This window comes from Leifsonia shinshuensis (assembly GCF_022606355.1).
GTDB classification, from domain to species: Bacteria; Actinomycetota; Actinomycetes; order Actinomycetales; family Microbacteriaceae; genus Leifsonia; species Leifsonia shinshuensis_B.
The window spans coordinates 29,766-52,693 of the sequence record NZ_JAHHZQ010000001.1 but is presented as its reverse complement, the minus strand read 5'-3'; the positions used below and the strand labels follow the sequence as shown (position 1 = coordinate 52,693).

The window sequence follows — 22,928 nt, the reverse complement described above, 5'->3', positions numbered from 1 at the left end:
TCGGTCCCTACCGCTGGAGAACGCGTGTCCTCGCTCCTGTATTCGATCGGCCGCTGGGCCTTCCGTGCCCGCAAGCTCGTGCTGTCTGTGTGGTTGCTGCTGCTCGTCCTCCTGGCCGGTGGCGCCATCGCGTTCAACCAGGGCACGGACAACACGTTCAGCATCCCCGGCACCGAGTCGCAGGAGGCCCTCGACACGCTGAGCAGGACCTTCCCGCAGGTCAGCGGCACCAGCGCCCAGATCGTCGTCGTGGCCCCCGACGGCGAGACCGTCGACCAGTCGGCGATCCAGAAGCCCGTCGAGCGGACGGTCGCCGACCTCGCGAAGACCGACGGCGTCGCCGGCACCACCTCCCCCTACAGCTCGACGGTCAAGAACCTGATCTCGGACGACCGCACAGCGGCCATCATCACCGTGCAGCTGCACGGGCAGCAGACGACGGTGCCCGCCGCGACGAAGAAGGCGATCTCCGACGCGGGCGCGTCCCTGCGCACCGAGCTGCCGTCCGGATCGCAGGTCGCCGTCGGCGGTCAGCTGTTCTCGCAGAGCCTGCCCGAGATCTCACCGACGGAGGGGATCGGCCTCGTGATCGCGATCGTGGTGCTGATCATCACGTTCGGGTCGATCCTCGCCGCGGGGATGCCGCTGGCGTCGGCCCTGCTCGGCGTCGGCCTCTCGATGGCGCTCATCTTCATCGCGACCCTCTTCGGGCCGATCTCCTCCACGACGCCGCTGCTGGCACTCATGCTCGGCCTCGCCGTCGGCATCGACTACTCGCTCTTCATCATCTCCCGCCATCAGAGCCAACTGAAAGCGGGGGTCGATCCCGAGGAGTCCGCAGCGCGCGCCGTGGCGACCGCCGGCTCCGCCGTGCTCTTCGCGGGCATCACCGTCATCATCGCGCTGGCCGGTCTCGCCGTGGCCGGCATCCCGTTCCTGACCACGATGGGACTCGCGGCGTCGGTCGCGGTGGGCATCGCCGTCCTCGTCGCGCTCACGCTCACTCCGGCGTTCCTCGGCTTCGCCGGTGCCCGCATCGCGCCGGGACACCGCGCCGCAAAGCGCGCTGCACGGAAGTCGAAGGCGGCCACGGCAGTCACAGCGGACATCGCTGCGCCGGAGGCCGCGGCACCCGCCGCAGAGCCGGTCACCCGCGCCAATCCGTCGCTCGCGCACGCGGCGAAGGCGGAGATCCCGAAGGGACCGTTCCGCACCTGGGTGCGAGCTGTCACCCGATTCCCGATCGCCACAGTGGTCGCGGTCGTCGTCGCTCTGGGAATCGCGGCCGTCCCGGCGCTCCAGCTGCGGCTGGCGCTCCCCGACGCAGGCTCGCACCCCAAGTCCGACCCTGCACGCATCGCCTACGACCTCGTCTCCGAACACTTCGGGCCGGGCTACAACGGCCCGCTGATCGTCACAGGGTCGATCATCTCCAGCACGGACCCGGTCGGCCTGATGAAGAAGCTCGGCGCAGAGATCGCCGATCTACCCGGCGTCGCCGCGGTTCCGCTCTCGACCCCGAACCAGAACGCCGACACCGGGATCGTGCAGGTCATCCCGACGACCGCCCCCGACGATCCGCAGACCGCGCAACTGGTGTCCGAGCTGCGCGCCAAGCACCAGCACTTCCTCGACGAGTACGGTGTCGACCTCAAGGTGACGGGCACGACGGCGGCCCAGATCGACGTCTCCTCCCGACTGGCCGGCGCGCTGCTGCCGTTCGGCATCCTCGTCGTCGGGCTCTCGCTCGTGCTGCTGACGATGGTGTTCCGGTCGATCGCCGTGCCCATCAAGGCCGCGCTCGGCTATCTGCTCTCGGTCGGCGTCGCCTTCGGCGCCGTCACGGCGGTGTTCGAGTGGGGCTGGTTCGCCGACGCGGTGCACCTCGACAAGACCGGGCCGGTCATCAGCTTCATGCCGATCATCCTGATGGGAGTGCTGTTCGGTCTCGCGATGGACTACGAGGTCTTCCTCGTCAGCCGGATCCGCGAGGACTACGTGCACGGCGGTGACGCGCGCCGAGCGGTGCAGAGCGGCTTCGTCGGCTCAGCCAAGGTCGTCACGGCCGCGGCCGTCATCATGATCTCGGTCTTCGCCGCGTTCGTACCGGAGGGCGACACCTCCATCAAGCCGATCGCCCTCGGCCTCGCCGTCGGAGTGTTCGTCGACGCGTTCATCGTGCGGATGACCCTGGTGCCGGCCGTGCTGCAACTGCTCGGCGACAAGGCCTGGTGGATGCCACGCTGGCTCGACCGCATCCTTCCGTCGTTCGATGTGGAGGGCGACGGACTGCAGAAGGAGCTGGAGCTGGCCGACTGGCCGGAGCCCGGCTCGCAATTCGTCGCTGCGGCGGACGGGCTCGCCGTCAGCGCGCGCCGCACGCCCATCCTGCGCGACGTGTCGTTCCGCCTCGGCGACGGAGAGGCCCTCGTCGTGCACGGTCCCGACCGCACCGCTGCCCTCGCCCTGCTGATGGCCGTCACCGGACGCACCACGGTCGCAGGCGGCACCGTGAAGGTCGCCGGCTTCGTCCTGCCGACGCGCGGCGCGGCCGTGCGGTCTCGCACGTCCGTCGTGCGGCTCGACCACTCGGAGACGCCGGTGGAGGATGTCCGCCGGGCACTCGCGAGCTCGCCGGTCATCCTCGGCCTCGACGCCGCCGACAGCCTCACCGATCCGGTGGAGCGTCGCCGCGTCCGCGTCGAGCTCGGCCGTGCGTTCGCGAGCGCGCAGGAGGCCGGACGCCCGTTCGCGCTCGTCGTCACCTGCGTCGACCCCTCCGGGCTGGACGACCTGCTGCCCGAGACCGCGGAGCCCACGGCGGTCCAGCTCACGATCGACGCCGACGGCGCCGCGCACCCCGCGACCGACCACCCCGCGACACCCGGCGTCACCGGGCAGGCCGGCACCGCCGGCGAAACCGATGACGCGGACCACCCCGCCGCCCACCTCGAGAAGGCGAACGCCCGATGACCACCCCACCTCCTCTGCGCCGCCCGCGCTCCCTGTTCTCGCTCGAGCGCATGCGCTCCGACAAGCGGGTGACCTGGCTGACCATCGTCGGCCTCATCCTCGTGCCGCTCGTCATCGGCGGACTGCTCGTCTGGGCCCTGTGGAACCCGACCGAGCGCCTCGGCGAGGTGAAGGCCGCAGTCGTCAACCTCGACCAGCCGGTCACCGTCAACGGCCAGGTGGTGCCCCTCGGCCGCCAGATGGCCGCTGGGCTGCTCGGGGCCAAGAACGACAACTTCACCTGGGTGCTCACCGATCAGAAGGACGCGGACGCCGGGATCGCCGACGGCAGCTATGTGGCGGTGGTCACGATCCCGAAGAACTTCTCGAAGGCGGCGACCTCCACGGCGGGCACCACGGGCGCGGCGACCCAGGCCACCATCGACGTCCGGACCAGCCAGAAGTCGAAGCTCGTGGACCCCGCGATCAGCCAGGCGGTGACCACCACGGCGACCGGTGTCCTCAACAAGCAGCTCACGACGACCTACCTCGAGAACGTCTACGTCGGCTTCAACACGCTGCACGGCCAGCTGGCCAAGGCAGCGAGCGGGGCGCACTCGCTCTCGAGCGGGCTGACGCAGCTGGCATCGGGGGCGCACCAGGCCGCGGATGCAGGGGCACAGCTCTCCAGCGGGGCGTCGTCGCTCGCGGGAGGTGTCTCCCGCTTGGCGGGCGGGGCCTCCGACCTGTCCAGCGGGCTCGGCACGATCGCGGGCAACCTCGACACCGTCTCGAGCGGCCTCGGCCAGGCGGCATCGGGCGCTGCGCAGCTCCCCGCCGCGATCGAGGGAGTGGGCACCGCCGCGCGCACGTCCGCGGCGAAAGTCACGAGCGCCGCCCAGGCGATCGGCGCCGCCGCGGCGACGAACTGCACGCCGACGCCGGTCGACCCGCAGCTGGCGGCGCTCTGCGCAGCAGTGACGGCGAACCTGCCTGACCTTCAGCAGGGCATCGGTTATGCGTCAGGTGCGGCATCCGGGGCGTCCACGATCGCCGGCCAGACCACGCAGCTGTCGTCGAATCTCGGCACGCTGTCGACCGCCACCAGCCAACTCGCCGCCGGCACCCATCAGTCGGCCGACGGTGCGGCGACGCTCGCCGCCGGGGCCGAGCAGTCCGCCGCGGGGGCCACGCAGCTCGCCGACGGGACTGCGCAGCTCACGGCAGGACTCCAGCCGCTCGCCAGCGGCGCCGATCAGTCCGCCTCCGGCGCGGCCTCCCTCGCGTCCGGCCTCGACACCGCCGTCGCGCAGCTGCCGAACTACGACGCGGGTCAGCGCACCAACCTCGCGTCGGTCGCCTCGCAGCCGGTCGGGCAGAAGCAGTCGGGCACCACGGCGTTCGGCGCCTCCAGCGTTCCGCTGTTCGCGTCGGTCGCCCTGTGGCTCGGAGCCCTCGCCACCTTCCTGGTGCTCCAGGCGCTGTCGCGGCGCGCGCTCCTGACGTCCCGTGCCGCCGGCCTGATCGCCGCGGACGGCCTCGCGCCCGCCGCCGTGATCGGGGTCGTCCAGGGCCTGCTCGTGGCCGGGATCATGCAGCCGGCGATGCACCTCGGCCTCGGCGCGTGGTTCGGCTTCGCCGCGGTCTCCGTCGCAGCGGCGGTCTGCTTCGCCGCGGTGAACCACGGTCTCGTCGCCCTGCTTGGCGGAATCGGCCGCTTCCTCGCCATGCTGGTCGTCGTGGTGACGCTCGCCGCCGGCATCGTGTCGACGTCGCCCGGGTTCTTCGACAGTGTGATGGCGTGGATGCCGACCTCACCGGCGATCACCGCGCTGCAGGGTGTGGTCGACGGCTCGACAGGGGTGTGGCGGGGCCTCGGCGGTCTGCTCCTCTGGGCCGTCGTCGGCTTCGGCCTTGCGCTGGCGGCCGTCGCCCGGCGCCGCATCGTCACCGCCTCGCAGCTGTTGCCTGCGGAGTAGCGCGGAGTGGTCCGACGGCGTCAGGCGGTCGCGGCGAGGGCGAGCGTTGCGACGACGACGGTGACGGGGGCGACCAGGAGGCCGAGGAGCACGTAGCGGCGCCAGCGGATGCGCACGTCGAACGACGACAGCCGCTGGTGCCACAGCAGGGTCGCCAGCGACGCCCATGGCGTGATCAGCGGACCGGCGTTCACCCCGATCAGCAGCGCGGCGAGCCGCACCGGGCTGCCGGCCGCGGGCTCCAGCGCCAGGTAGGCAGGGAGGTTGTCGATCGCGTTCGCCCCGACCATCCCGGTCAGCGAGAGCCGCAGCAGGTCGAGCGGCGACTCCCCCGATCCCGACACGCGTGCCAGCAGCGTCCCGAGCCCGTTGGCGTGCAGCGCCTCGATGAACAGGAACAGCCCCGACGCCAGGAGCACCAGCTGCCAGGGCAGGAGGCCGAACCGCAGGACATCGCGGCGACGCACGGCGAACACCGTGATGAGCACGACCGCCGCGGCCGACGCCGGCAGCCAGACCGGGATGCCGGACACCAGGAGCGGAACCAGCGCCGCCACGACCGCAGCGCTGATCCAGAACAGCACGGGGTCCTCGACGCCCTCCTCCTCGCCCGTGACGTAACGCACGCGCAGCTGCTTGCGCGAAATGACGGCCACCACGACCATCGGCAGGATGATCGCGACCGCAGCCGGCGCCCACATCAGCGCCGCGAACTGCAACGGCGAGGGATCCCCCATCGCGTGCTGGGCCAGTAGGTTCGTGAGATTGGACACCGGCAGAAGCAGGGAGCCGGTGTTCGCCAGCCACACCGTCGTCAGCGCGAACGGCAGCGGGTCGAGACCCGCGTGCCTCGCGAGGACGATCACCACCGGCGTGAGCAGCACAGCCGTCGTGTCGAGCGAGAGGAAGATCGTGCTCAATGCCGCCACCGCAACGACCAGCAGCCAGAGCAGCCAGGCTCGTCCGCGGCCCCACCGCGCGGTCTGCTGCGCGATCACCGTGAACACGCCGGCCTCCGACGCCAGCTCGGTCACCACGGTCACCGCGATGACGAACAGGAGGATCGGCCACACGCGATCCCAGAGGGCCAGCGCGTCCGACCACGGAAGCAGTCCCGTCACCGCCGCGACACCGCCCAGCACCAGGAGCGCCGCGCCGACGATCGCCGTCCGCATGCCGCTCCTCTCGTCAGACGCCTTGGGAAGCGTACGCTAACTCACGAGCGAAAGGACGCCGATGCGCAAGTTCATCTTCAACGGCGCGGTCATCAGCGCGATCATCGGGCTGTGGACGACGATCCAGACCACCAAGAACGGCCCCCGGGACTGGCGCGTGCCGCTCATCTGGATCAGCGCTGCGCTGAGCGTGGTGATCGCCGTCGGGACGGTGCTTCAGGAGTCCCGCGAGGCCGACGAGCGCGAAATCGGGCACTGACCGCACGAATTCCGCAGTCCGCACGGCGTGTCCGCGCGTTTTGAGCAGGTACGGCCCCGAAACTGTTCTCGACGGAGAACCTGGAAGGGGTTGCGCGATGTTTGGACGTAGGCGGCACGCCGCCGCCGAGGTGCAGGCGGCGCCGGTTCCTCAGCTGACGGATGCACAGATCCTCGAAGTGGTTCACGCCAAGATCGCCGAGCTGATCGGCGAGCGCGGCGAGTGGACGGTCTCGCGCCGTTCCTCCGACGACACCGACGCCATCTTCCACTCCGTCCTCTCGCAGTCCGTCTCGGTCGGCATCACCGCCGCACTGGTGGAGGCACGCCGCCGGCTCGAGGCCGGCGAGTCCGAGATCGTCGTGGCCGCCGAGCCGCAGCACCGCGCAGAGGCCGAGGCGGAGCCCGTTGTCGAGGCCGAGGCCGCCGACGAGGTCGCCGAGCCCGCCGCGTTCGGCTGGGAGCCCGCGCCCATCACCGTCTGGACCGACCTCCGTCGCCCGGTCACCGGCGAGATCCCCGCGATCATCGAGCGCCCCGCGGCCTGACCCGTCCGCGACACAGCGCGAACGACGCAGGCATCGCGCGGGACGACGGAGAATCAGCCGTCTCGAGTGTCCGCTCAGCCGATGTGCTTCCAGGAGGCCGGGCCGGATGAGCCCGCTCGGTAGGTCTGGAGCGGCACGTCGTCCTTCTTCCACGCCGAGATGACGGGCGTCACGATGCGCCACATCTCGACTGCGGTGTCCCCGCGCACGGAGAGCGACGGGTCACCGTCGAGGATCCCCTCGAGGACCTCCCCGTAGGCCAGCAGGAGCCCCGGGCCGAATTCCGCGCTCAGCGCCACCCGCTCGATTTCGTGCGGATCGCCCGGCCCGTTGATGTTCAGCTCCAGCGACATCGCATCCGGCGCGAGCATGATCCGCAGCATCGTGGGCTCGTTGTGCCCCCGCAGACCGCGCGGGATGTGCCTGGCCGGCTTGAACGTGACCAGGATCTCGCGGCGACGCGAACCGAGCGCCTTGCCGGAGCGCAGCGTGAAGGGCACACCGGCCCAGCGCCAGTTGTCGATCTCGACCGTGAGCTCGGCGAGCGTCTCGGTGTTCCTGGACGGATCCACCCCCGGCTCGTTCGTGTAGGCGGGCACCTTGCGCCCCTCGACGGTTCCCGCGGTGTAGCGGGCGCGCCGGCTCGCCACGAGCGGATCGTCGCGCCAGATGCGCGTCGCCCGCAGCACAGTCGCCTTGGCGTCACGCAGGTCGGTGGCGTCGAGGGCGGACGGCGGCTCCATGGCGACGACGGCGAGCACCTGCAGCAGGTGGCTCTGGATCATGTCCATGAGGGCGCCAGCGTTGTCGTAGTAGCGGGCGCGGCCCTCCAACCCCAGGGTCTCGTCGTAGACGATGTCGACGCTCTGCACGTGGTCGCCGTTCCAGACCGGCTCGAGGATGCTGTTCGCGAAGCGCAGGCCGATGAGGTTCAGCACCGTCGAGTTGCCGAGGAAGTGATCGACGCGGTGGATGCGCTCCTCCGGCACCAGGGTCGCCAGCCGCTTGTTCAGGGCGACCGCGCTGCGTCTGTCCGTGCCGAACGGCTTCTCCAGTGCGAGCGTGAGCCCCTCGGGGAGCGTCAGCTTCGCCAGCGCCTCGCAGGCTTTCGCGGTGATGGCGGGCGGGAGGGCGAAGTACAGCGCGGGAGCACCTTCGCAGAGGTCGAAGATGCGCTGGAGGTCGTCGGGCTTCGTGACATCGACCGAGAGGTACCTCGACCCGTTCAGCAGCTCGTCCACCGCCGGCCCGCTCGCCTTCACGGTCTTGAACGACGCACGGAGGGTGGAACGCCACTTCGCATCCGACCACTCCTCCGCTCCTGCGCCGATCAGCCGGAAGCGCCGTTCGGGGTGGTTGCTGAGCAACTGGCCGACGGCGGGGAGCAGGAGCCTGGACGACAGGTCGCCGCTCGCTCCGAGAATCACCAGAGTGCCAACGGTCTGCGTCATGGCCTTCACAGTACGGCCATACTGGGGATATGTCGCTCCCCATCGAGGATTACGCCCTGATCAGTGATTGCTTCACGGGAGCCCTCGTCGGACGGGACGGCAGCATCGACTGGCTGTGCCTGCCGCGGTACGACTCGCAGTCGACCTTCGGCGCCCTGCTGGGCACCGAAGACCACGGCCGCTGGCTGCTGGCCCCCACGGATCCCGCCGCGAGCTGCACCCGCGCGTACGAGCGCGACACGATGATCCTCGTCACCCGGTGGCGCACGTCCACCGGTGAGGTGGAGGTCGTCGACGCGATGCCGATGGGCGATCACCGGGCCGACCTCGTGCGGCGGGTGCGCGGGGTGAGCGGCCACGTCGAGATGCGCGAGGAACTGCGGATCCGGTTCGGCTACGCCACGGCCATCCCGTGGGTGCGCAAGATGACGGACGAGAAGCCGGCCGCGCTGGTGGCGGTCGCCGGACCGGACGGTCTGGTCTTCCGGGGTTCGTCGCTGCACGCGAGCAACCACGCCCACGAGGGGAGGTTCACCGTGCACGCCGGGCAGACCGTCGACCTCTCGATGACGTGGTTCCCGTCCCATCGCGCCACGCCCGAAGCGCTCGACGTGGAGGACGCCCTCGTGCGCACGCGCGCCTGGTGGACCGGCTGGGCCGAGGGCTGCGACCACGACGGCCCGTACCGCGAGGAGGTCGTGCGCTCGCTGCTCATCCTGCGCGCACTGACCCATTTCGAGACCGGCGGGATCGTCGCGGCGGCGACGACGTCGCTCCCCGAGAGCTTCGGCGGCGAGCGCAACTGGGACTACCGCTACGTCTGGCTGCGCGATGCCTCGCTGACGATCGCCGTGCTGCTGGCGCACGGTTACAACGACTACGTGGACCACTGGCGGGACTGGCTCCTGAGGGCCATCGCCGGCGACCCGGGAGACGTGCAGATCATGTACGGGCTCGGCGGTGAGCGCGACCTCGAGGAGCGCGAAATCGACAGCCTCCCCGGCTACCAGGGCGCCCGCCCGGTGCGGGTGGGCAACGGCGCCTCGACCCAGTTCCAGGCCGACGTCATCGGCGAGGTCATGCTGGGCCTCGACCGCGGGCGCGAGGCCGGCGTGCCGGAGACCCGGTTCTCCTGGGCACTGCAGCGCGCGCTCATGGGCTTCTTGGAGGACAACTGGCGGAATCCGGATCACGGTATCTGGGAGATCCGCGGGGAGCCGCAGATGTTCACGCACTCTCGCGGGCTGGTCTGGGCGGCGTTCGACTGCGCCATCCGCGGAGTCGAGCAGTACGGGCTGGACGGCCCGGTCGAGCGCTGGCGGCATCTGCGCGACCAGATCCGCGCCGATCTGGAGGCGAACGGCTTCGACGAGCACCGCGGGACGTATGTGCAGTACTTCGGGAGCACGGAGGTGGACGCCTCCCTGCTGCTGCTCGCCCAGGTCGGCTACTGCGCCTTCGACGACCCGCGGATGCTCGGCACCGTCAGGGCGATCGAAGCCGACCTGCTCCGCGACGGGCTCGTGCTGCGCTACCGCACCGAGCAGGGCGTGGACGGGCTGCCTCCCGGAGAGCACCCGTTCCTCGCCTGCTCGTTCTGGCTCGTCGAGCAGTACGCGCGGTCGCATCGGATGGACGACGCGACGCGGCTGATGGACCGGCTCGTCGGGCTGGCCAACGACGTGGGGATGCTGTCGGAGGAGTACGACGTCGACGGCCGCTCGCAGGCCGGCAACACCCCTCAAGCGCTGACCCACCTGGCTCTCGTCCGGGCGGCGGACGCCATCGCGGAGATGCAGTCGCAGTGACGCCGGCAGTGACGGAGCCCGCGGTCGAGGAGCAGGTCGACCTCGGCGAACGGCTCGAGCTCGGCTCGCCCTGGGTGACCATCGTGTGGAACGACCCGGTGAACCTGATGTCGTACGTGACCTATGTCTTCCAGAGCTACTTCGGCTTCTCGAAGGCGGAGGCGCAGCGCCTGATGCTGCTCGTGCACAACGAGGGCCGCGCCGTGGTCGCGACCGGTACGCGCGAGGAGATGGAGCGGCACGTGGAGGCCATGCACGAGTACGGGCTGTGGGCGACCTTGAGGAAGGCGGACGCGTGAGGCCGTTCCGGGCCGACCGGCACGGCGGCGGCGTGCACGCGCGCTTCGAGGCTGCAGAGGTGGAGGTGCTGCGCCGGTTCGCCGCGGAGGCGGTCTCCCGCGCCGAGCAGGCGGCCGCCGAAGGTGCCGGGGCAGCCACGGCGGAGTCCGACCCGGCGCTCGCGCGACTGCTGCCCGACGCGTATCCCGACGACGCCCAGGCCTCGGCGGAGTTCCGCCGGTTCACGGCCGAGCGGATCGCGGAGCGCAAGGCCGACAACGCCCGGGCCGTGATCGACTCGCTCGGCGACACGGCGGGCGAATCGGTGGAGGTGCGGCTCGACGACGCGCAGGCGCAGGCCTGGCTGCGCACGCTCACCGACATCCGGCTCGTGCTCGCCGCCGGGCTGGGGATCGAGCACGACGGCGACGAGGGCGACGTGCACGATCTCGAGTCGGCGACCCGGCGGGCCGTCTACGACTGGCTCGCCGCGGTGCAGGAGTTCCTGGTGCACGCCCTGACCCGGGCCTCCCGTCGCTGAAGCGCTCCCTCGGGCGTCGAAGGGCACGTAAGCGCCCCTAAAACCGAGCTTTAAGGGCGCTTAGGTGCCCTTCGGCGGGATCCGGTGCCGCTCAGACGGGGAAGCGGACGGCCGCTGCGACGGCGCCGCCTCCGGGGACGTCCTCGGCCCGGAGCGCGTAGACCTTCGCTTTGGAGGCCAGCGAGCGGCGGATGATCTCGTCGACCACACCGTAGTTGCCCGCGGTGTCGTCGTCGCCGTAGGCGATCTTGCCCGTCTCGTCGTCGAGCGATCCTGGTACGCGCCGGTCGATGTCGAACACCAGCGTCTCGACGGCTCCGTAGGTCGCTGCCCTGGCGATGTCGCTCAGATCGACCAGTGCCGTGCCTCCGGCGATGCGTGTCGAGAAGTCCTCCTTGAGCGCCTCCACCTTGCCCGCGTAGAGCCGGTCGAGCACGCCGCGCGCGGCGGCCGCCAGCTCGTCCTCCGTCTTCTCCTCGGGGTTGCCGGCGATCACGTCGTCGAGCAGTCGCGGATAGTCCGTCGCTCCGCGGAAGATGCCCACCAAGGGTTCGGCCGCGGCGAGGATGAGCGGTTCCGTGGAGGTCGCCAGCAGCGGGTGCAGCGCACGCTCGATCGCCTGCACGTACTCCAGCATCCGCACCTTCTGCCCCTCGGAACCCTGCACGCGACCGGACGCGGTCCGCCCGCTCACCGACGGCAGGCCGACCGCCGCCGGGACGTTCTCGGGCATGCCCTCGACCTCCACGAGGGCGGGCGGAGCCTCGGGGTCGATGCGGATCAACCGCACGGAGTTCTGCGCGAGCGCCAGGATCAGCGCGGACTGCGGGAAGGTCACGGCGCGCAGCAGCGGCTTGATGTAGAACCGGTCGGCGATCTCGCAGGCAGACGTCAGCCGGTTGGGCAGGCGGAACGTCTCGGCGACCGTCCCGTCGAGGAACACCGCGAGCGAACGCGACTGGTAACGCCAGAAGTCGCGGTCATCGAGGATGAGCTCCCCCTCGGCCTGGATGCGGCCGATCGTCGCACGGTCGATGCTCATCGCCTCCAGCGACTTCACCGCGCGGGCGAGGTGGTTCTTGAGCTCGATCCGGGCACGGTCGGCTTCCGGCGGCGTCGTGCCCGTCGGCAGGTAGATGCTCACGCAGCCCGGCTCGCGCAGCGACGCGATCCTTTCGATGTCGGCCTTGGTCGGAATGTCCTTGTACTCCACGTTTCCTCCTCGGTCGTCCACCGGCCGGACGTCGTCGGCCGGTCCGCCCAGTCTCGTCGCGGCCGTCAGACCGCACAAGTCCCGAGGACTGGCCGGCATTCGTCACGAATGTCGACATTCGTGGCACGAATGTCGACATTCGTGACGAATGCGAGCGGTCCGCGCCATGATGTCGAGAAGGTGCCCTCCCGTTCGTGTAGACGGTGAGAGGAAGGAATCCCACCATGTCCCAGTATCTGCTCAGCGTCTACCAGCCCGACGGGCCCATCCCGGAGCCGGAGGTGCTCGCCGCGATCGGCGAAGACCTCGACCGCCTCAACGACGAGATGCGCGCCGCCGGCGCCTGGGTGTTCTCGAACGGCCTGCTGCCGGCCGCCTCGGCGACCGTGCTGCGGCCGGACGGCGACGAGGTCCTCGTCACCGACGGCCCGTTCGCCGAGGGCAAGGAGCACCTCGGCGGCTTCACCATCGTCGACGTGCCGGACCTCGACGCCGCCCTCGCATGGGGCAGACGTCTGGCCGTCGCGTCGACGCTGCCGATCGAGGTGCGCCCGTTCGCATGACCCTCCCCACCGATGGCACCGAGGCGGTGGCGGCCGTGTTCCGACTGGAGTTCGGCCGCGCCGTCTCGGTGCTCTACCGGTCTCTCGGCGACCTGGACCGCGCGGAGGACGCCGTGCAGGAGGCGTTCGCGGTCGCCGTGGCCCGCTGGCCGGTGGACGGCGTTCCGGCCGCACCGGCCGGTTGGATCATCACGACGGCGCGTCGTCGGGCGATCGACCGGCTGCGGCGGGAGGCGGTCGGGCGGGAGCGGGAGGCGGAGGCGACCGAGCTGCTCGCGCTCGCGACCTCCCTCGAGTCGGCCGACCCCGGGCCGGTCTCGGACGATCGGCTGCGGCTGATCTTCACCTGCTGCCACCCGGCCCTCGGGCCGGAGGCCAGGGTCGCCTTGACGCTGCGCCTGCTCGGGGGACTGAGCACGGCGGAGATCGCCCGGGCGTTCCTGGTGTCGGAGGCGACACTCGCGCAGCGCATCTCGCGGGCCAAGGCGAAGATCCGCCAGGCGCGCATCCCGTACCGGGTGCCGTCGGCGGCCGACCTCCCCGGCCGGTTGGCCTCCGTGCTCGCGGTGGTCTACCTGATCTTCAACGAGGGCTACTCGGCGACCGCCGGCGACAGGCTCGTGCGCGACGAGCTGTGCGCGGAGGCGATCCGGCTCGCACGGCTGCTGGCCGGGCTGCTGCCTGAGGAGCCGGAGGTCGCGGGACTGCTCGCCCTGCTGCTCCTCATCGATGCACGGAGGCCGGCGCGGCTGGACCGCGACGGCGCGATGATCGCTCTGCCCGACCAGGACCGGTCGCTCTGGGACGCCACGCTCATCACGGAAGGCCATACCATCGTGCGCCGCTGCCTGGTACTCGGGCGGCCAGGGCCGTACCAGCTGCAGGCGGCGATCCAAGCGGTGCATGACGACGCCGCGCGCGCCTCCGACACCGACTGGCGACAGATCGTGACACTGTACGACCAGCTGCTGCGGGTTCAGCCGTCGCCCGTGGTCGCGCTCAACCGGGCGGTCGCGGTGGCGGAGGCGGCGGGGGCGTCGGCCGGGTTGGTCGCTACGGAGCCGCTGAGAGATCCGCTCGCCGATTTCTACCTGCTGCACGGGGTGAGGGCCGGGCTGCTGGCCCGCGTCGGACGCGAGATGGAAGCAGCCGAGGAGTACGACGCTGCGCTGCGGTTGTGCGGGAACGAGAGCGAGCGGGCGTTCCTGGAACGGCGGCGGGGATTGCTGCCGGAGGGGTGAAGGTGTTGTAGTCTCGTCCTCCCCTTCCCCTCGCCTCCCCTCCGGTGGAGAGTGGCCGCATGGACATCGCATTCCTCGGGCTCGGCCGGATGGGCCGCGAGCTCGTTCCGCATCTGATCGACGCCGGCCACCGGGTGACCGTGTGGAACCGGTCGCCGGGGCCCGCCGAGACCATCGGGCGGCGCGGCGCGGGGGTCGCCGAGTCGGCCGCGGAGGCCGTCGCCGGGGTCGACGCGGTCGTGAGCGTGCTGTTCGGGCCGGAGGCCGTGCGGGAGACCATCACCGAGGCCGGGCTGCCGTGGCGACCGAGGACGCTGTGGATCGACGTCACGACGGTCTCCCCCGCCGACGCGATCGAGTTCGCCGAACGTGCCTCCGCTGCGGGTATCCGCTACGTCGCGGCGCCGGTCGTCGGCTCGCTCGCCCCTGCGCGCGCCGGCGCGCTCGCCGTTCTCGTCGGCGGCGAGCACGACGCGGCGCGCGACGCGAAGCGGATCGTCGGGCTGTGGGCCGACCAGGAGAAGCTGCGCACCTTCGACTCGGCGGCCGCGGCCACCGCCGCCAAGCTGGTCGCGAACCTCGCGCTCGCGGTGTCGATGGAGACGCTGTCCGAGGCGCTGCGGCTCGGCCGAGCCGCGGGGCTCAGCAATGACGACGTGCTCTCGACGCTGTCACTGACCGCCATCGCGCCACTGGCCGCGCAGAAGGGTGCCCTCGTCACCGCCGGCGACTTCGACGACGCGCAGTTCACGGCCGAGGCGCTCGCCAAGGACACCCGTCTCATGCTCGCGACCAGCGACGTGCCCCTCCCGGCCGTCGCCCTCGTCGCCGCCGAGCTGCAGCGCGCCATCGAGGCCGGCCACGGCGACAAGGACTTCTCCGTCATCGCCCGCGATCGCTGAGCGCACGGTTTGCGGCAAATGTGCTCTGTGAGCGCGTCGAACGCATCATTTGCCGCAAATCCGCAGAACCGTGAGCGTCACCCGACGGTTGCGACCACCTCGCCGGTGGCGGCGGAGCGGCGGGCCGCATCGACGACGCGCAGCGTGCGGAGGCCGACCCGGCCGTCCGGCGTCGCCGGGCGCCCGGAGCGCACCGCGTCCACGAACGCGTCGAGCATGGCCCCGTCCAGGTCGGTGCCGAGCGGCACCCACACCGGGCCGTCTTCGGTCTGGCCGCCCAGGTGCGGCGCGAAGGGGGCGATCGTGACCGACCCGCGCGTCCCCGTCACCTGCAGCGTCAGCCCGCCCCAGGTCGGAGCGCTCTGCGGAACGCTCCAGGAGCAGTCGATCGTCGCCACCACGCCGCTCGGGTACACCGCCGTCACGAGGCCGCCGGTCTCAACGGCGGACTCCGGGTGGAGGAGGCGGTTCGCCACCGCGTGCACCGTCGACGGCTGCTCCCCCAGCAGTTCGTCGAGCAGGTCGGCACAGTGCACCACGTGGTCGACCAACGCGCCGCCTCCGGAGAGCGCCGGGTCGGTGAACCAGGCGCGCTCGGCGGGCAGCTTGCCGTTGTTGGTGCCCTTGACCGCCAGCACCGTGCCGAGCTGGCCCGAACGCACGCGGTGCAGGAGGTCGGCGAACGACGGCGCGAACCGCACGGGGTACGCCGTCATCAGGGTGACGCCGGCACGCTCGGCGGCGGCGAGCATCGCCTCCGCGTCCTCGACGGTGGTGGCGAGCGGCTTCTCGCACAGGATGTGCGCGCCGACGGCGGCCGAAGCCTCCACCAGCGCGCGGTGCCGGGCGTTCTCGGCCGTGACGATCACGGCGTCCGGCGCCCAGGCGAGCGCCTCTTCGTACGTCTCGAGGTAGCGCACGCCCAGCTCCGCGGCGAGCTCGGCTCCCCGGGGCGCCTCATCCGGAGCCGACGCACCGTCGGGATCGGCCACGACGAGGTCGATGTCGGCACGGCCGGCGAGCGCCCGGCAGTAGCCGATCGCGTGCGTGTGGGCGAAGGACAGCACGGCCACCTTGAGAGGCCGGGAGGCGGACGGGGTCAACGGAAGCTCCTCGAAGGTCGTGCCGGTCATGCGCCGACCCCGGCGGGGACGGCGGCGGACGCCCGGTCGGAGGTCGACGACAGGTCGACCTCCACCGGAAGCCCTGTGCGCAGCGAATCCATCGCCGCCTCGGCCACGATGACGGCGCGCAGGCCGTCCTCGCCCGTCACCCGGGCCTCCCGCTCCTCCGCGATCGCGGCGACGTAGTCACGCAGCTGCGCGGTGTAGGGGCTCTCGGTCGGGGAGGCCGGCGGGAGGTAGCCGTCACCTGCATGCGCCGTCGGGATGTCGACCCGGCTGGCGCTCGGCGCCGAGTCGAGGGCCAGGGTCCCGGCCGATCCCGCGATGTCCGCCGAGGTGCGGAACGGCAGACCAGGCGGCCCCCACGTGCCCTGCACGTGGCTCAGGGCGCCGTTCGCGTGCGTGAGGACGACGTGCGCCGTGACGGCGTCGGGGGCGTCCGGGTCGCCGGCCGGCGCGCTCTGCGCCGCGTACACGCGGACGATGTCGCCCGCCATCCAGAGCGCCTGGTCGAGGTCGTGGATCATCTGGTCGCGCACGATCCCGCCGCCGCGGCCCACGTCGTGGAACCAGGTGCCCGTGCGCGGTGCCTCTCCCCCACGCACGAATCGCAGGACGGCCGGCTCGCCGATCCGGCCGGCAGTCACCTGCCCGCGCAGCGCCGCGTAGTCGGGGAAATAGCGCACGACGTGCGCGGGGAACAGCTGGACGCCGGCCTCCCGTGCTGCGTCGATCACCGCGCGTGCGTCGTCGACGGTGCCCGCGAGCGGCTTCTCGCAGATCACGTGCTTCCCGGCCCGGATCGCCGCCAGCGCGAGCGGCGCGTGGCTCGTGGTCGGGGTGACGATGTCGACGAGGTCGACGGTAGCGAGGAGGGTGTCGAGGTCGGTGGCGACCGCGAACCCGTACTCGGCCGCGAGCGCGTCAGCGCCGTCGTGCGAGTACACGGTGACGGCCGCGCCCAGGGCGCGCCAGCCGTCCGCGTGGACGCGGGAGATGCCGCCGGCCCCGATGAGGCCGACTCGAAGGGTGGTCACGTGGAGTGCCTTTCTGAGGTGGTCGCTGCGGCTGCGCCCGGTCACTTGAGACCGGAGAAGGCGATCCCGTCGATGACGCGCCGCTGCATGAGGAGGAAGAGGATGAGCACCGGCGCCATCGCGAGCAGGCTCGCCGCCAGCAGCAGCGGGAAGTCCGGGATGGACCGCTGGCTGGTCAGAGTGGCGATGCCGGGCGCCAGAGGCATCTGCGTCGAGTCCGTCGCCACGATGAGCGGCCAGAGCAGGTCGTTCCAGGAGGCGAGGACGGTGATGATCGCCAGAGCGGAGAGGCCGGGCTTGGCCAACGGCAGCATGACCTTCCAGAACACCTGGAAGTGGTTGGCGCCGTCCAGGCGGGCAGCCTCCGCGAGCTCGTCCGGCAGCCCGAGGAAGAACTGCCGCATCATGAAGGTGCCGAACGCGCTGAAGATGCCCGGCGCGGCGATGCCGGCGATGGTGTTGAGCCAGCCGAGCCCCTGGACGATCTGGTACTGCGGAAGCAGGTACACCTGCGGCGGCACCATCAGGATGGCGAGCACGAGGGCGAAGATCGTCCGGCGGAACGGGAACTCCATCCGCGCGAACGCGTACCCGGCCATCGAGCACAGGAGCAGCTGGCCGACCGTGCGGATGACCGTCACGGCCACGGACACCCAGAGCTGGTTGAGGAACGGCAGCTGGTCGAACACGTGGGCGAAGTTCTCGAAGTGCAGGGTGCCCGGCCAGACCGTCGGGGGGACCGACGTGACCTGGGCGTTCGTCGCCAGCGACATCAGGATCTGCCAGACGAACGGGAAGATCATCAACAGCGAGGCGATGATCAGCACTGCGTGGGTCAGTCCGTTGCGGTTGCGCGCGCGGCCCGCGCCAGGGCGGGAGCCGGTCGGACGGGAGGCGGCGGACCGGGAGGCGACCGATCGGGAGGCGACCGAGCTAGACATAGTTGACCCACCTCTTCTGCATGCGGAACTGGAGCATCGTGAGCGCGCCGACCAGGATCAGGATCGCGACCCCGACCGCTGCGGCGTAGCCGTTGTCGCCGGTCTGCTGGTGCGCGAAGAACAGGTAGACCAAGGACTGCGTCTGGTTGATCGCCGGGTTCTGCGTGCCCATCAGCGCGTACAGCAGGTCGAACAGCTGGAACCCGGTGATCACGGTGATGACCGACACGAAGAAGATCGACGGACTGAGCAGCGGCACGGTGATCGAGAAGAACTGCCGGGTGCGCGTCGCGCCGTCGATCGACGACGCCTCGTACATCTCGGGCGGGATGCTGCGCATGCCGGCCGAGAGCACGATGAGGTTGAAACCGAGCGAGATCCACACACCGACGACACCCACGGCGAACAGCGCGAACCACTCCGTGCTGAGCCAGTTGGGACCCTTGATGCCGACGAGGGAGAGCGTGTAGTTGATCACGCCGAAGTCGCCGTTGAAGATGATCCGCCACACCATCGAGATCGCGGCGGGCATCGCGACGTAGGGCAGGAAGAAAGCGGTGCGGTATGCGGCGGCGAACTTCAGGCCCGGCCGGTTGATCAACGCGGCGAACAGCACCGCGATCGGGATGCCGAGCAGCAGGATCCCCACGTAGATCAAGGTGTTGAGGATCGACCGCCAGAAGTCGGGGTCGGCCAGCATCTGCTGGTAGTTCGAGATGCCCGACCAGGTGGCGCCGCCGAAGGCACCCCAGGTGGTGAAGCTGAAGTAGGCGTTGCGGAAGATCGGCCAGATGTAGAACACCAGCACGCCGAACAGTAGCGGGCCGACGAAGAGCAGCGCCCACCAACCGTCCTTGCGGAGCCGGCCGTGCTTGCGGGGCCGAGGGGCGCTCTCGCCCCGGGAGGCGGGCGCCGCCTGCGCGGCGCCCGCTCCCTTCGTGATCGTCTGAGTGGACATGGTCACTCTTTGGCGAGGGCCGCGTTCATCTGCTTGGCGAGCTCCTTGGCGACCTCTTCGACCGGCTTCTTGCCGCTGAAGGCGTCGGGCAGGAGGTCGTTCTCCAACTTGTTCCAGGCCGCGGTGTTCTTGGAGATCGGGTACGGGAACGCGTAGTCGGCCGCAGCGTTCTCGAAGATGTTCAGATCCCACGGAGCGGTGTCGACGAACGCCTGCTGCGTTCCGTTGAAGGCCGGGTTGGCCGCGCCCAGCTTGGCCTGCGTCTCGGCGGCCTGCTTGCCGCCCAGGTAGTCCTGGAACGCGATCGCGGCGGACTTGTTCTTGGAGTCCTTCGCGACGACGTTGGCGAGACCGTGGATGACGGTCGCCTGGCGCTCACCGGTGGGCAGCGGGGCCAGCGCGATGGTGTTCTTGATCGGCGAGGCGAGCAGCTCCGAGTTGAGCCAGGTGCCCGACCAGATCATGGCCGACTTGGAGTTGATGAACCACTGGTCCTGCGGGGTGTCCGACAGCTGAGAGAGCGTCGGCGACGAGCCGTCGGCGATCAGGTCGCGCACGAACTGGAGGCCCTTGATCGACTTGGGGTCGTCGTAGCCCGACTTCTTGCCGTCGCTCGAGATGATCGAGCCGCCGGCCTGAAGGATCGTGTTGTAGTACATCTCCTGGCCGCCGGAGAGGCCGCTCGCGACGCCGTAGACGCCGTCGCCCTTCAGCTTGTCCGAGATCTCCTTGGCCTTCTGGTGGAACTCGTCCCAGGTCCAGTTCGCGCTCGGGTAGGCGACGCCCGCCTTGTCGAAGACGGCCTTGTTGTAGAAGACGCCGATCGTGTCGAAGTCCTTGGGCGCGCCGTACTGCTTGCCGTCCCAGCTGTAGAGATCGTTCAGCGCCTTGGGGTAGTTCGCCGGCTTGATGCCGGAGCCGATCGGCTCGAGCAGGCCGTTGGATGCGTAGAGCTGGAAGTTGGGCCCGTTCATCCAGAAGACGTCGGGGAGGGTCTTGGAGGATCCCTGGGTCTGCAGCTTGGTGAAGTAGTTCGCGTACGGAGTGATCTGGGTGGTGACCTTGATGTTCGGATACTCCTTGTTGAAGTCCTTGATCAGAGCGTCCATCGCCGGCTTCTGGTTCACGTCCCAGAACGCGTAGGAGATGCTGGCGGACAGATTATGATCGGCAGGGGCATCGGAACCGCTGCCAGTGTTGGACGAGCAGCCGGCGAGTACGACCGCGGTGGCGACAGCGGCCGCGGCCGCGAGCAGGGCTTTTCGCATTGGTTCTCCTTCGATGAGGGGGTTGTCGGTGCCTTGCCGGGTCGGCGACTCCACTCGCCGGCCCGGATCTTCGTTTCTCGTGCGCTCCGTGCTTCTGGTGCGTACGGAGCCTGGTCGCGGCTACAACCGCGCCGCGACCTGTGCATCCACGGCGGGCACGGCACGGGGCCGGGATCCGTCGCGGATCGATTCGGTGGCTGCCACGGCGGTGGCCACCGCGTTGCGGGCGGCGACGGCGGACGTCGTCGTCGCGGTCCCCTCCCGCACGAAGCGCACGAACTCGGCTACGGTGAGCCGATCCGCGTCTCCGTGTCCGCCCTCGTCGCCGAGCACGGTGTACTCGGCGTCTCCGACGGGGTTGTAGGTGGTCCGGCGATTCCAGACGCGCACGATGGCGCCGTCCGAGTCGCCGAAGTTCTCCAGGCGCCCCTCCGTGCCGATCACGGTGTAGTTGCGCCAGTAGTCCGGGGTGTAGTGGCACTGCTGGTACGAGGCGAACACGCCGTTGTCCAGGTGCATGGTGACCATCGAGAGGTCCTCGACATCGATCACCGGGTTCAGCTCACGCTGGGCCAGGGGCGGCCAGGCGTCGAGCGAGAACCAATCCGGCATCGAGCGGTCGGAGTTGTCCCTCCGGTCGTCGATCCCGCCGTAGAGCGTGAGGCCGCCCATGCCGGTGACCAGTTCGGAGTAGCCTCCCGCGAGCCAGTGGATGATGTCGATGTCGTGGGCGCCCTTCTGCAGCAGCAGCCCGTTGGACTTGGCGCGCTCGGCGTGCCAGTCCTTGAAGTAGTAGTCGCCTCCGTTCCCGACGAAGTGCCGGCACCAGATCGCCTTGACCTCGCCGATGTCGCCGCGCTGGATGATGTCGCGCATGGTCTGGACGACGGCCATGTGCCGCATGTTGTGCCCGACGTAGAGCGGGGTGCCCGACTCGGCGGCGGCGGCGAGGATGGCGTCGGCGTCGGCGACGTCGATCGCGAGCGGCTTCTCGAGGTAGACCGCGATGCCCGCCCTCAGGAGGTCGATCGCGACCTCCGCGTGGGTGTGGTCCGGAGAGGTGACGAAGGCGGCGTCGACGTCGACGGCGCCCGCGATCAGCTCACGGTGGCCGGCGAAGAGCTCCGCCGCCGCACCGAACTGCTCGGCCGCGCGCTCCCGCGCGACGGCACTCGGGTCGGCGACGGCGACGATCACACCGTCCCCCGCCTCCACGGCGTGACCGGCGATCTCGGATCGGGCACCTGCGCCGATCACGGCGAGCCGCAACGGCCGACCGGTGACCCGCTCCCGCTCGCCCGCCGTCTGTTGCGCTGTCAGCTCTGCGCCCATCTGCACTCCTCTGCTCATCCGGCTGCTTCTTCCACGATCTCCTGCGCCGCCATCGTCCGTGCCGCGGCGACGTCGATGTCGGGCTCCGGCAGGTCAGGCACCAGGTACAGCCGCTCCATCGCCTGACCGGAGGCCAGCGCCAGCGCGCCGAGCACCACCGATTCGGCACCGAGCTCCGACTGGATGATCGACGGCCGGACCGGCACCCCGATCTCCGACATGACGGCGGCACGCAGCGGTCGGAGCAGCTCTTCGCCCGCGCGGGACAGACCGCCGCCGACCACGACCACGTCAGGGTCGACGGCCATCGTTACCGTCGCGATGCCGGTGGCGACGCCACGCACGAACCGCTCGATCTCTGCCTGGGCGGCCGCGTCTCCCGCCGCAGCTGCGCGGAAGACCTCCTCGGCGGTCTCCGCGGTCTCCCAGCGCAGCTGGCCCGAGTCGTCGACGTGCATCGAGAAGACGCTGCCGCCGATCTCGCCCGCCGCGCCGTGACGACCACGCCGCAGCTTGCCGTCGATGATCAGGCCCATCGAGATGCGGTGGCCCGCGAAGAAGTAGGCGACGTCGTCGACGAGCCGTGCAGCGCCCATCCGGTGCTCGGCCAGCGCCGCGAGCCGCATGTCGTTCTCGATCGCGGCGGTGCAACCGAACTCCTCGCGGAGCCTCCCCGCGATGTCGACGCCCTCCCAGTCGGGGAAGTTGTGCGAGACCGCCAGCCGGCCGTCCGGTCCGACCATCCCCGACACGGCGACCGCCATGCCCGACAGCGTCGCCAGTCGGCCGACGTCGAGCCCGGCTCGGTCGAAGCAGGTGCGCACGGCGTCCTTGACGTAGTCGAGACGGTCGGCGCCGACGAACCGGTGCTCGATGTCGCGCTGATGCCACGCGACGATCCGCCCGGTCAGGTCGGCCACGACCACCCGCACGCGGTGGATGCCGACGTCGACGCCGACGAGGAGGCCCGCGTCGGCGACGAACTCGAAGATACGTGCCGGACGGCCTGCGCCGCGGCCTCCCGCGGTGTGCTCCTCGATCATGTCGACCAGACCGCGCTCGCGGAGCGCCGGGAGGGCGGCCTCGACGGTGGGGCGTGAGAGTCCGGTGCGCTCGGCCAGCTGGGCGACGGTCGCGCGGCCTCCGTCGCGGAGGGCGACCGCGACGCGGGCGCCGCTCTGGTTCGCCTGGCGCGCATCGTGCGCGCCGTTCTCCACTGGAATCACCGCAGGACCTCTCCGTCCGCTTACAAAGAAAGTAGCTTTTGTAATTGCTTTCGGACAGTAGAGCACGACCAGGTGCCTGCGGTCAAGACGAACGCCGATACAAGCAAAACGACTTGCGTATTCCGCGATCTC

The 22,928-nt window shown here is 70.5% G+C and carries 20 protein-coding genes; 10 read left to right on the top strand and 10 right to left on the bottom strand.

What is annotated here, in order from left to right:
- The first annotated feature begins 24 nt into the window (after nucleotides 1–24).
- Both KNO15_RS00285 and KNO15_RS00280 read left to right on the top strand, forming a co-directional pair.
- Complete coding sequence (locus tag KNO15_RS00285; protein WP_241701364.1) at nucleotides 25–2,973, top strand: MMPL family transporter; 2,949 nt, start codon at nucleotides 25–27, stop codon at nucleotides 2,971–2,973.
- Nucleotides 2,970–4,931 (top strand): YhgE/Pip domain-containing protein, encoded by a 1,962-nt coding sequence (locus KNO15_RS00280; protein ID WP_241701363.1) that lies wholly within the window; start codon nucleotides 2,970–2,972, stop codon nucleotides 4,929–4,931. Before KNO15_RS00285 ends, KNO15_RS00280 begins: the two co-directional genes overlap by 4 nt.
- Before the next feature lie 20 nt (nucleotides 4,932–4,951).
- Here the strand turns inward: KNO15_RS00280 and KNO15_RS00275 are convergent, their stop codons facing one another.
- Entirely contained in the window at nucleotides 4,952–6,106 is a 1,155-nt protein-coding gene (locus tag KNO15_RS00275; protein ID WP_241701362.1) for an SLC13 family permease, read from the bottom strand.
- 61 nt (nucleotides 6,107–6,167) lie between these two features.
- Between KNO15_RS00275 and KNO15_RS00270 the strand changes: the two genes are divergently transcribed.
- Both KNO15_RS00270 and KNO15_RS00265 read left to right on the top strand, forming a co-directional pair.
- The gene (locus KNO15_RS00270; RefSeq protein WP_241701361.1) at nucleotides 6,168–6,365 is read left to right on the top strand and encodes a hypothetical protein; all 198 of its coding nucleotides are present in this window, start codon (nucleotides 6,168–6,170) and stop codon (nucleotides 6,363–6,365) included.
- A 97-nt stretch (nucleotides 6,366–6,462) separates the two neighbouring features.
- Nucleotides 6,463–6,912 (top strand): hypothetical protein, encoded by a 450-nt coding sequence (locus KNO15_RS00265; protein WP_241701360.1) that lies wholly within the window; start codon nucleotides 6,463–6,465, stop codon nucleotides 6,910–6,912.
- Between the two features lie 74 nt (nucleotides 6,913–6,986).
- On the opposite strand, the gene KNO15_RS00260 is transcribed toward KNO15_RS00265, so the two are convergent.
- Nucleotides 6,987–8,363, bottom strand: a complete 1,377-nt coding sequence (locus KNO15_RS00260; protein ID WP_241701359.1) for a glucose-6-phosphate dehydrogenase — start codon at nucleotides 8,361–8,363, stop codon at nucleotides 6,987–6,989.
- A gap of 29 nt (nucleotides 8,364–8,392) precedes the next feature.
- Here KNO15_RS00260 and KNO15_RS00255 point away from each other — a divergent pair, with 29 nt between their 5' ends.
- The 3 genes from KNO15_RS00255 to KNO15_RS00245 are packed head-to-tail and all read left to right on the top strand — an operon-like array spanning nucleotide 8,393 to nucleotide 10,991.
- On the top strand, nucleotides 8,393–10,171 hold the full coding sequence (locus KNO15_RS00255) for a glycoside hydrolase family 15 protein (protein ID WP_241701358.1): 1,779 nt from the start codon (nucleotides 8,393–8,395) through the stop codon (nucleotides 10,169–10,171).
- Nucleotides 10,168–10,470 carry an ATP-dependent Clp protease adapter ClpS gene (gene clpS, locus KNO15_RS00250; RefSeq protein ID WP_374113118.1) on the top strand — a complete coding sequence of 101 codons (303 nt, stop codon included), beginning with the start codon at nucleotides 10,168–10,170 and terminating at the stop codon, nucleotides 10,468–10,470. Before KNO15_RS00255 ends, clpS begins: the two co-directional genes overlap by 4 nt.
- Nucleotides 10,467–10,991 carry a DUF2017 domain-containing protein gene (locus KNO15_RS00245; RefSeq protein WP_241701357.1) on the top strand — a complete coding sequence of 175 codons (525 nt, stop codon included), beginning with the start codon at nucleotides 10,467–10,469 and terminating at the stop codon, nucleotides 10,989–10,991. Before clpS ends, KNO15_RS00245 begins: the two co-directional genes overlap by 4 nt.
- Before the next feature lie 91 nt (nucleotides 10,992–11,082).
- Here KNO15_RS00245 and KNO15_RS00240 read toward each other — a convergent pair whose 3' ends face one another.
- The gene (locus KNO15_RS00240) at nucleotides 11,083–12,204 is read right to left on the bottom strand and encodes a baeRF8 domain-containing protein (protein WP_241701356.1); all 1,122 of its coding nucleotides are present in this window, start codon (nucleotides 12,202–12,204) and stop codon (nucleotides 11,083–11,085) included.
- 224 nt (nucleotides 12,205–12,428) lie between these two features.
- Between KNO15_RS00240 and KNO15_RS00235 the strand changes: the two genes are divergently transcribed.
- The 3 genes from KNO15_RS00235 to KNO15_RS00225 are packed head-to-tail and all read left to right on the top strand — an operon-like array spanning nucleotide 12,429 to nucleotide 14,910.
- Entirely contained in the window at nucleotides 12,429–12,767 is a 339-nt protein-coding gene (locus KNO15_RS00235; protein WP_241701355.1) for a YciI family protein, read from the top strand.
- A complete protein-coding gene (locus KNO15_RS00230; protein WP_241701354.1) occupies nucleotides 12,764–14,008 on the top strand; it encodes an RNA polymerase sigma factor in 1,245 nt (414 codons plus the stop codon). Before KNO15_RS00235 ends, KNO15_RS00230 begins: the two co-directional genes overlap by 4 nt.
- Before the next feature lie 59 nt (nucleotides 14,009–14,067).
- On the top strand, nucleotides 14,068–14,910 hold the full coding sequence (locus KNO15_RS00225) for an NAD(P)-dependent oxidoreductase (protein WP_241701353.1): 843 nt from the start codon (nucleotides 14,068–14,070) through the stop codon (nucleotides 14,908–14,910).
- Nucleotides 14,911–14,987: 77 nt separating this feature from the next.
- On the opposite strand, the gene KNO15_RS00220 is transcribed toward KNO15_RS00225, so the two are convergent.
- The 7 genes from KNO15_RS00220 to KNO15_RS00190 all read right to left on the bottom strand — a co-directional run bounded on the left by KNO15_RS00220 (nucleotide 14,988) and on the right by KNO15_RS00190 (nucleotide 22,796).
- Nucleotides 14,988–16,043: a Gfo/Idh/MocA family protein gene (locus tag KNO15_RS00220; RefSeq protein WP_241701352.1), complete on the bottom strand. Its 1,056-nt coding sequence runs from the start codon at nucleotides 16,041–16,043 to the stop codon at nucleotides 14,988–14,990.
- The gene (locus tag KNO15_RS23235) at nucleotides 16,040–17,071 is read right to left on the bottom strand and encodes a Gfo/Idh/MocA family protein (RefSeq protein WP_241701351.1); all 1,032 of its coding nucleotides are present in this window, start codon (nucleotides 17,069–17,071) and stop codon (nucleotides 16,040–16,042) included. Before KNO15_RS23235 ends, KNO15_RS00220 begins: the two co-directional genes overlap by 4 nt.
- Before the next feature lie 41 nt (nucleotides 17,072–17,112).
- The gene (locus tag KNO15_RS00210; protein ID WP_241701350.1) at nucleotides 17,113–18,012 is read right to left on the bottom strand and encodes a carbohydrate ABC transporter permease; all 900 of its coding nucleotides are present in this window, start codon (nucleotides 18,010–18,012) and stop codon (nucleotides 17,113–17,115) included.
- On the bottom strand, nucleotides 18,005–18,970 hold the full coding sequence (locus KNO15_RS00205; protein WP_241701349.1) for a carbohydrate ABC transporter permease: 966 nt from the start codon (nucleotides 18,968–18,970) through the stop codon (nucleotides 18,005–18,007). Before KNO15_RS00205 ends, KNO15_RS00210 begins: the two co-directional genes overlap by 8 nt.
- A gap of 2 nt (nucleotides 18,971–18,972) precedes the next feature.
- Nucleotides 18,973–20,238, bottom strand: a complete 1,266-nt coding sequence (locus KNO15_RS00200; protein WP_241701348.1) for an ABC transporter substrate-binding protein — start codon at nucleotides 20,236–20,238, stop codon at nucleotides 18,973–18,975.
- Nucleotides 20,239–20,358: 120 nt separating this feature from the next.
- Nucleotides 20,359–21,588, bottom strand: a complete 1,230-nt coding sequence (locus KNO15_RS00195) for a Gfo/Idh/MocA family protein (RefSeq protein ID WP_241701347.1) — start codon at nucleotides 21,586–21,588, stop codon at nucleotides 20,359–20,361.
- Nucleotides 21,585–22,796 carry an ROK family transcriptional regulator gene (locus tag KNO15_RS00190; protein WP_241701346.1) on the bottom strand — a complete coding sequence of 404 codons (1,212 nt, stop codon included), beginning with the start codon at nucleotides 22,794–22,796 and terminating at the stop codon, nucleotides 21,585–21,587. The genes KNO15_RS00195 and KNO15_RS00190 overlap by 4 nt, the downstream gene beginning before the upstream one ends.
- Nucleotides 22,797–22,928: the final 132 nt, after the last annotated feature.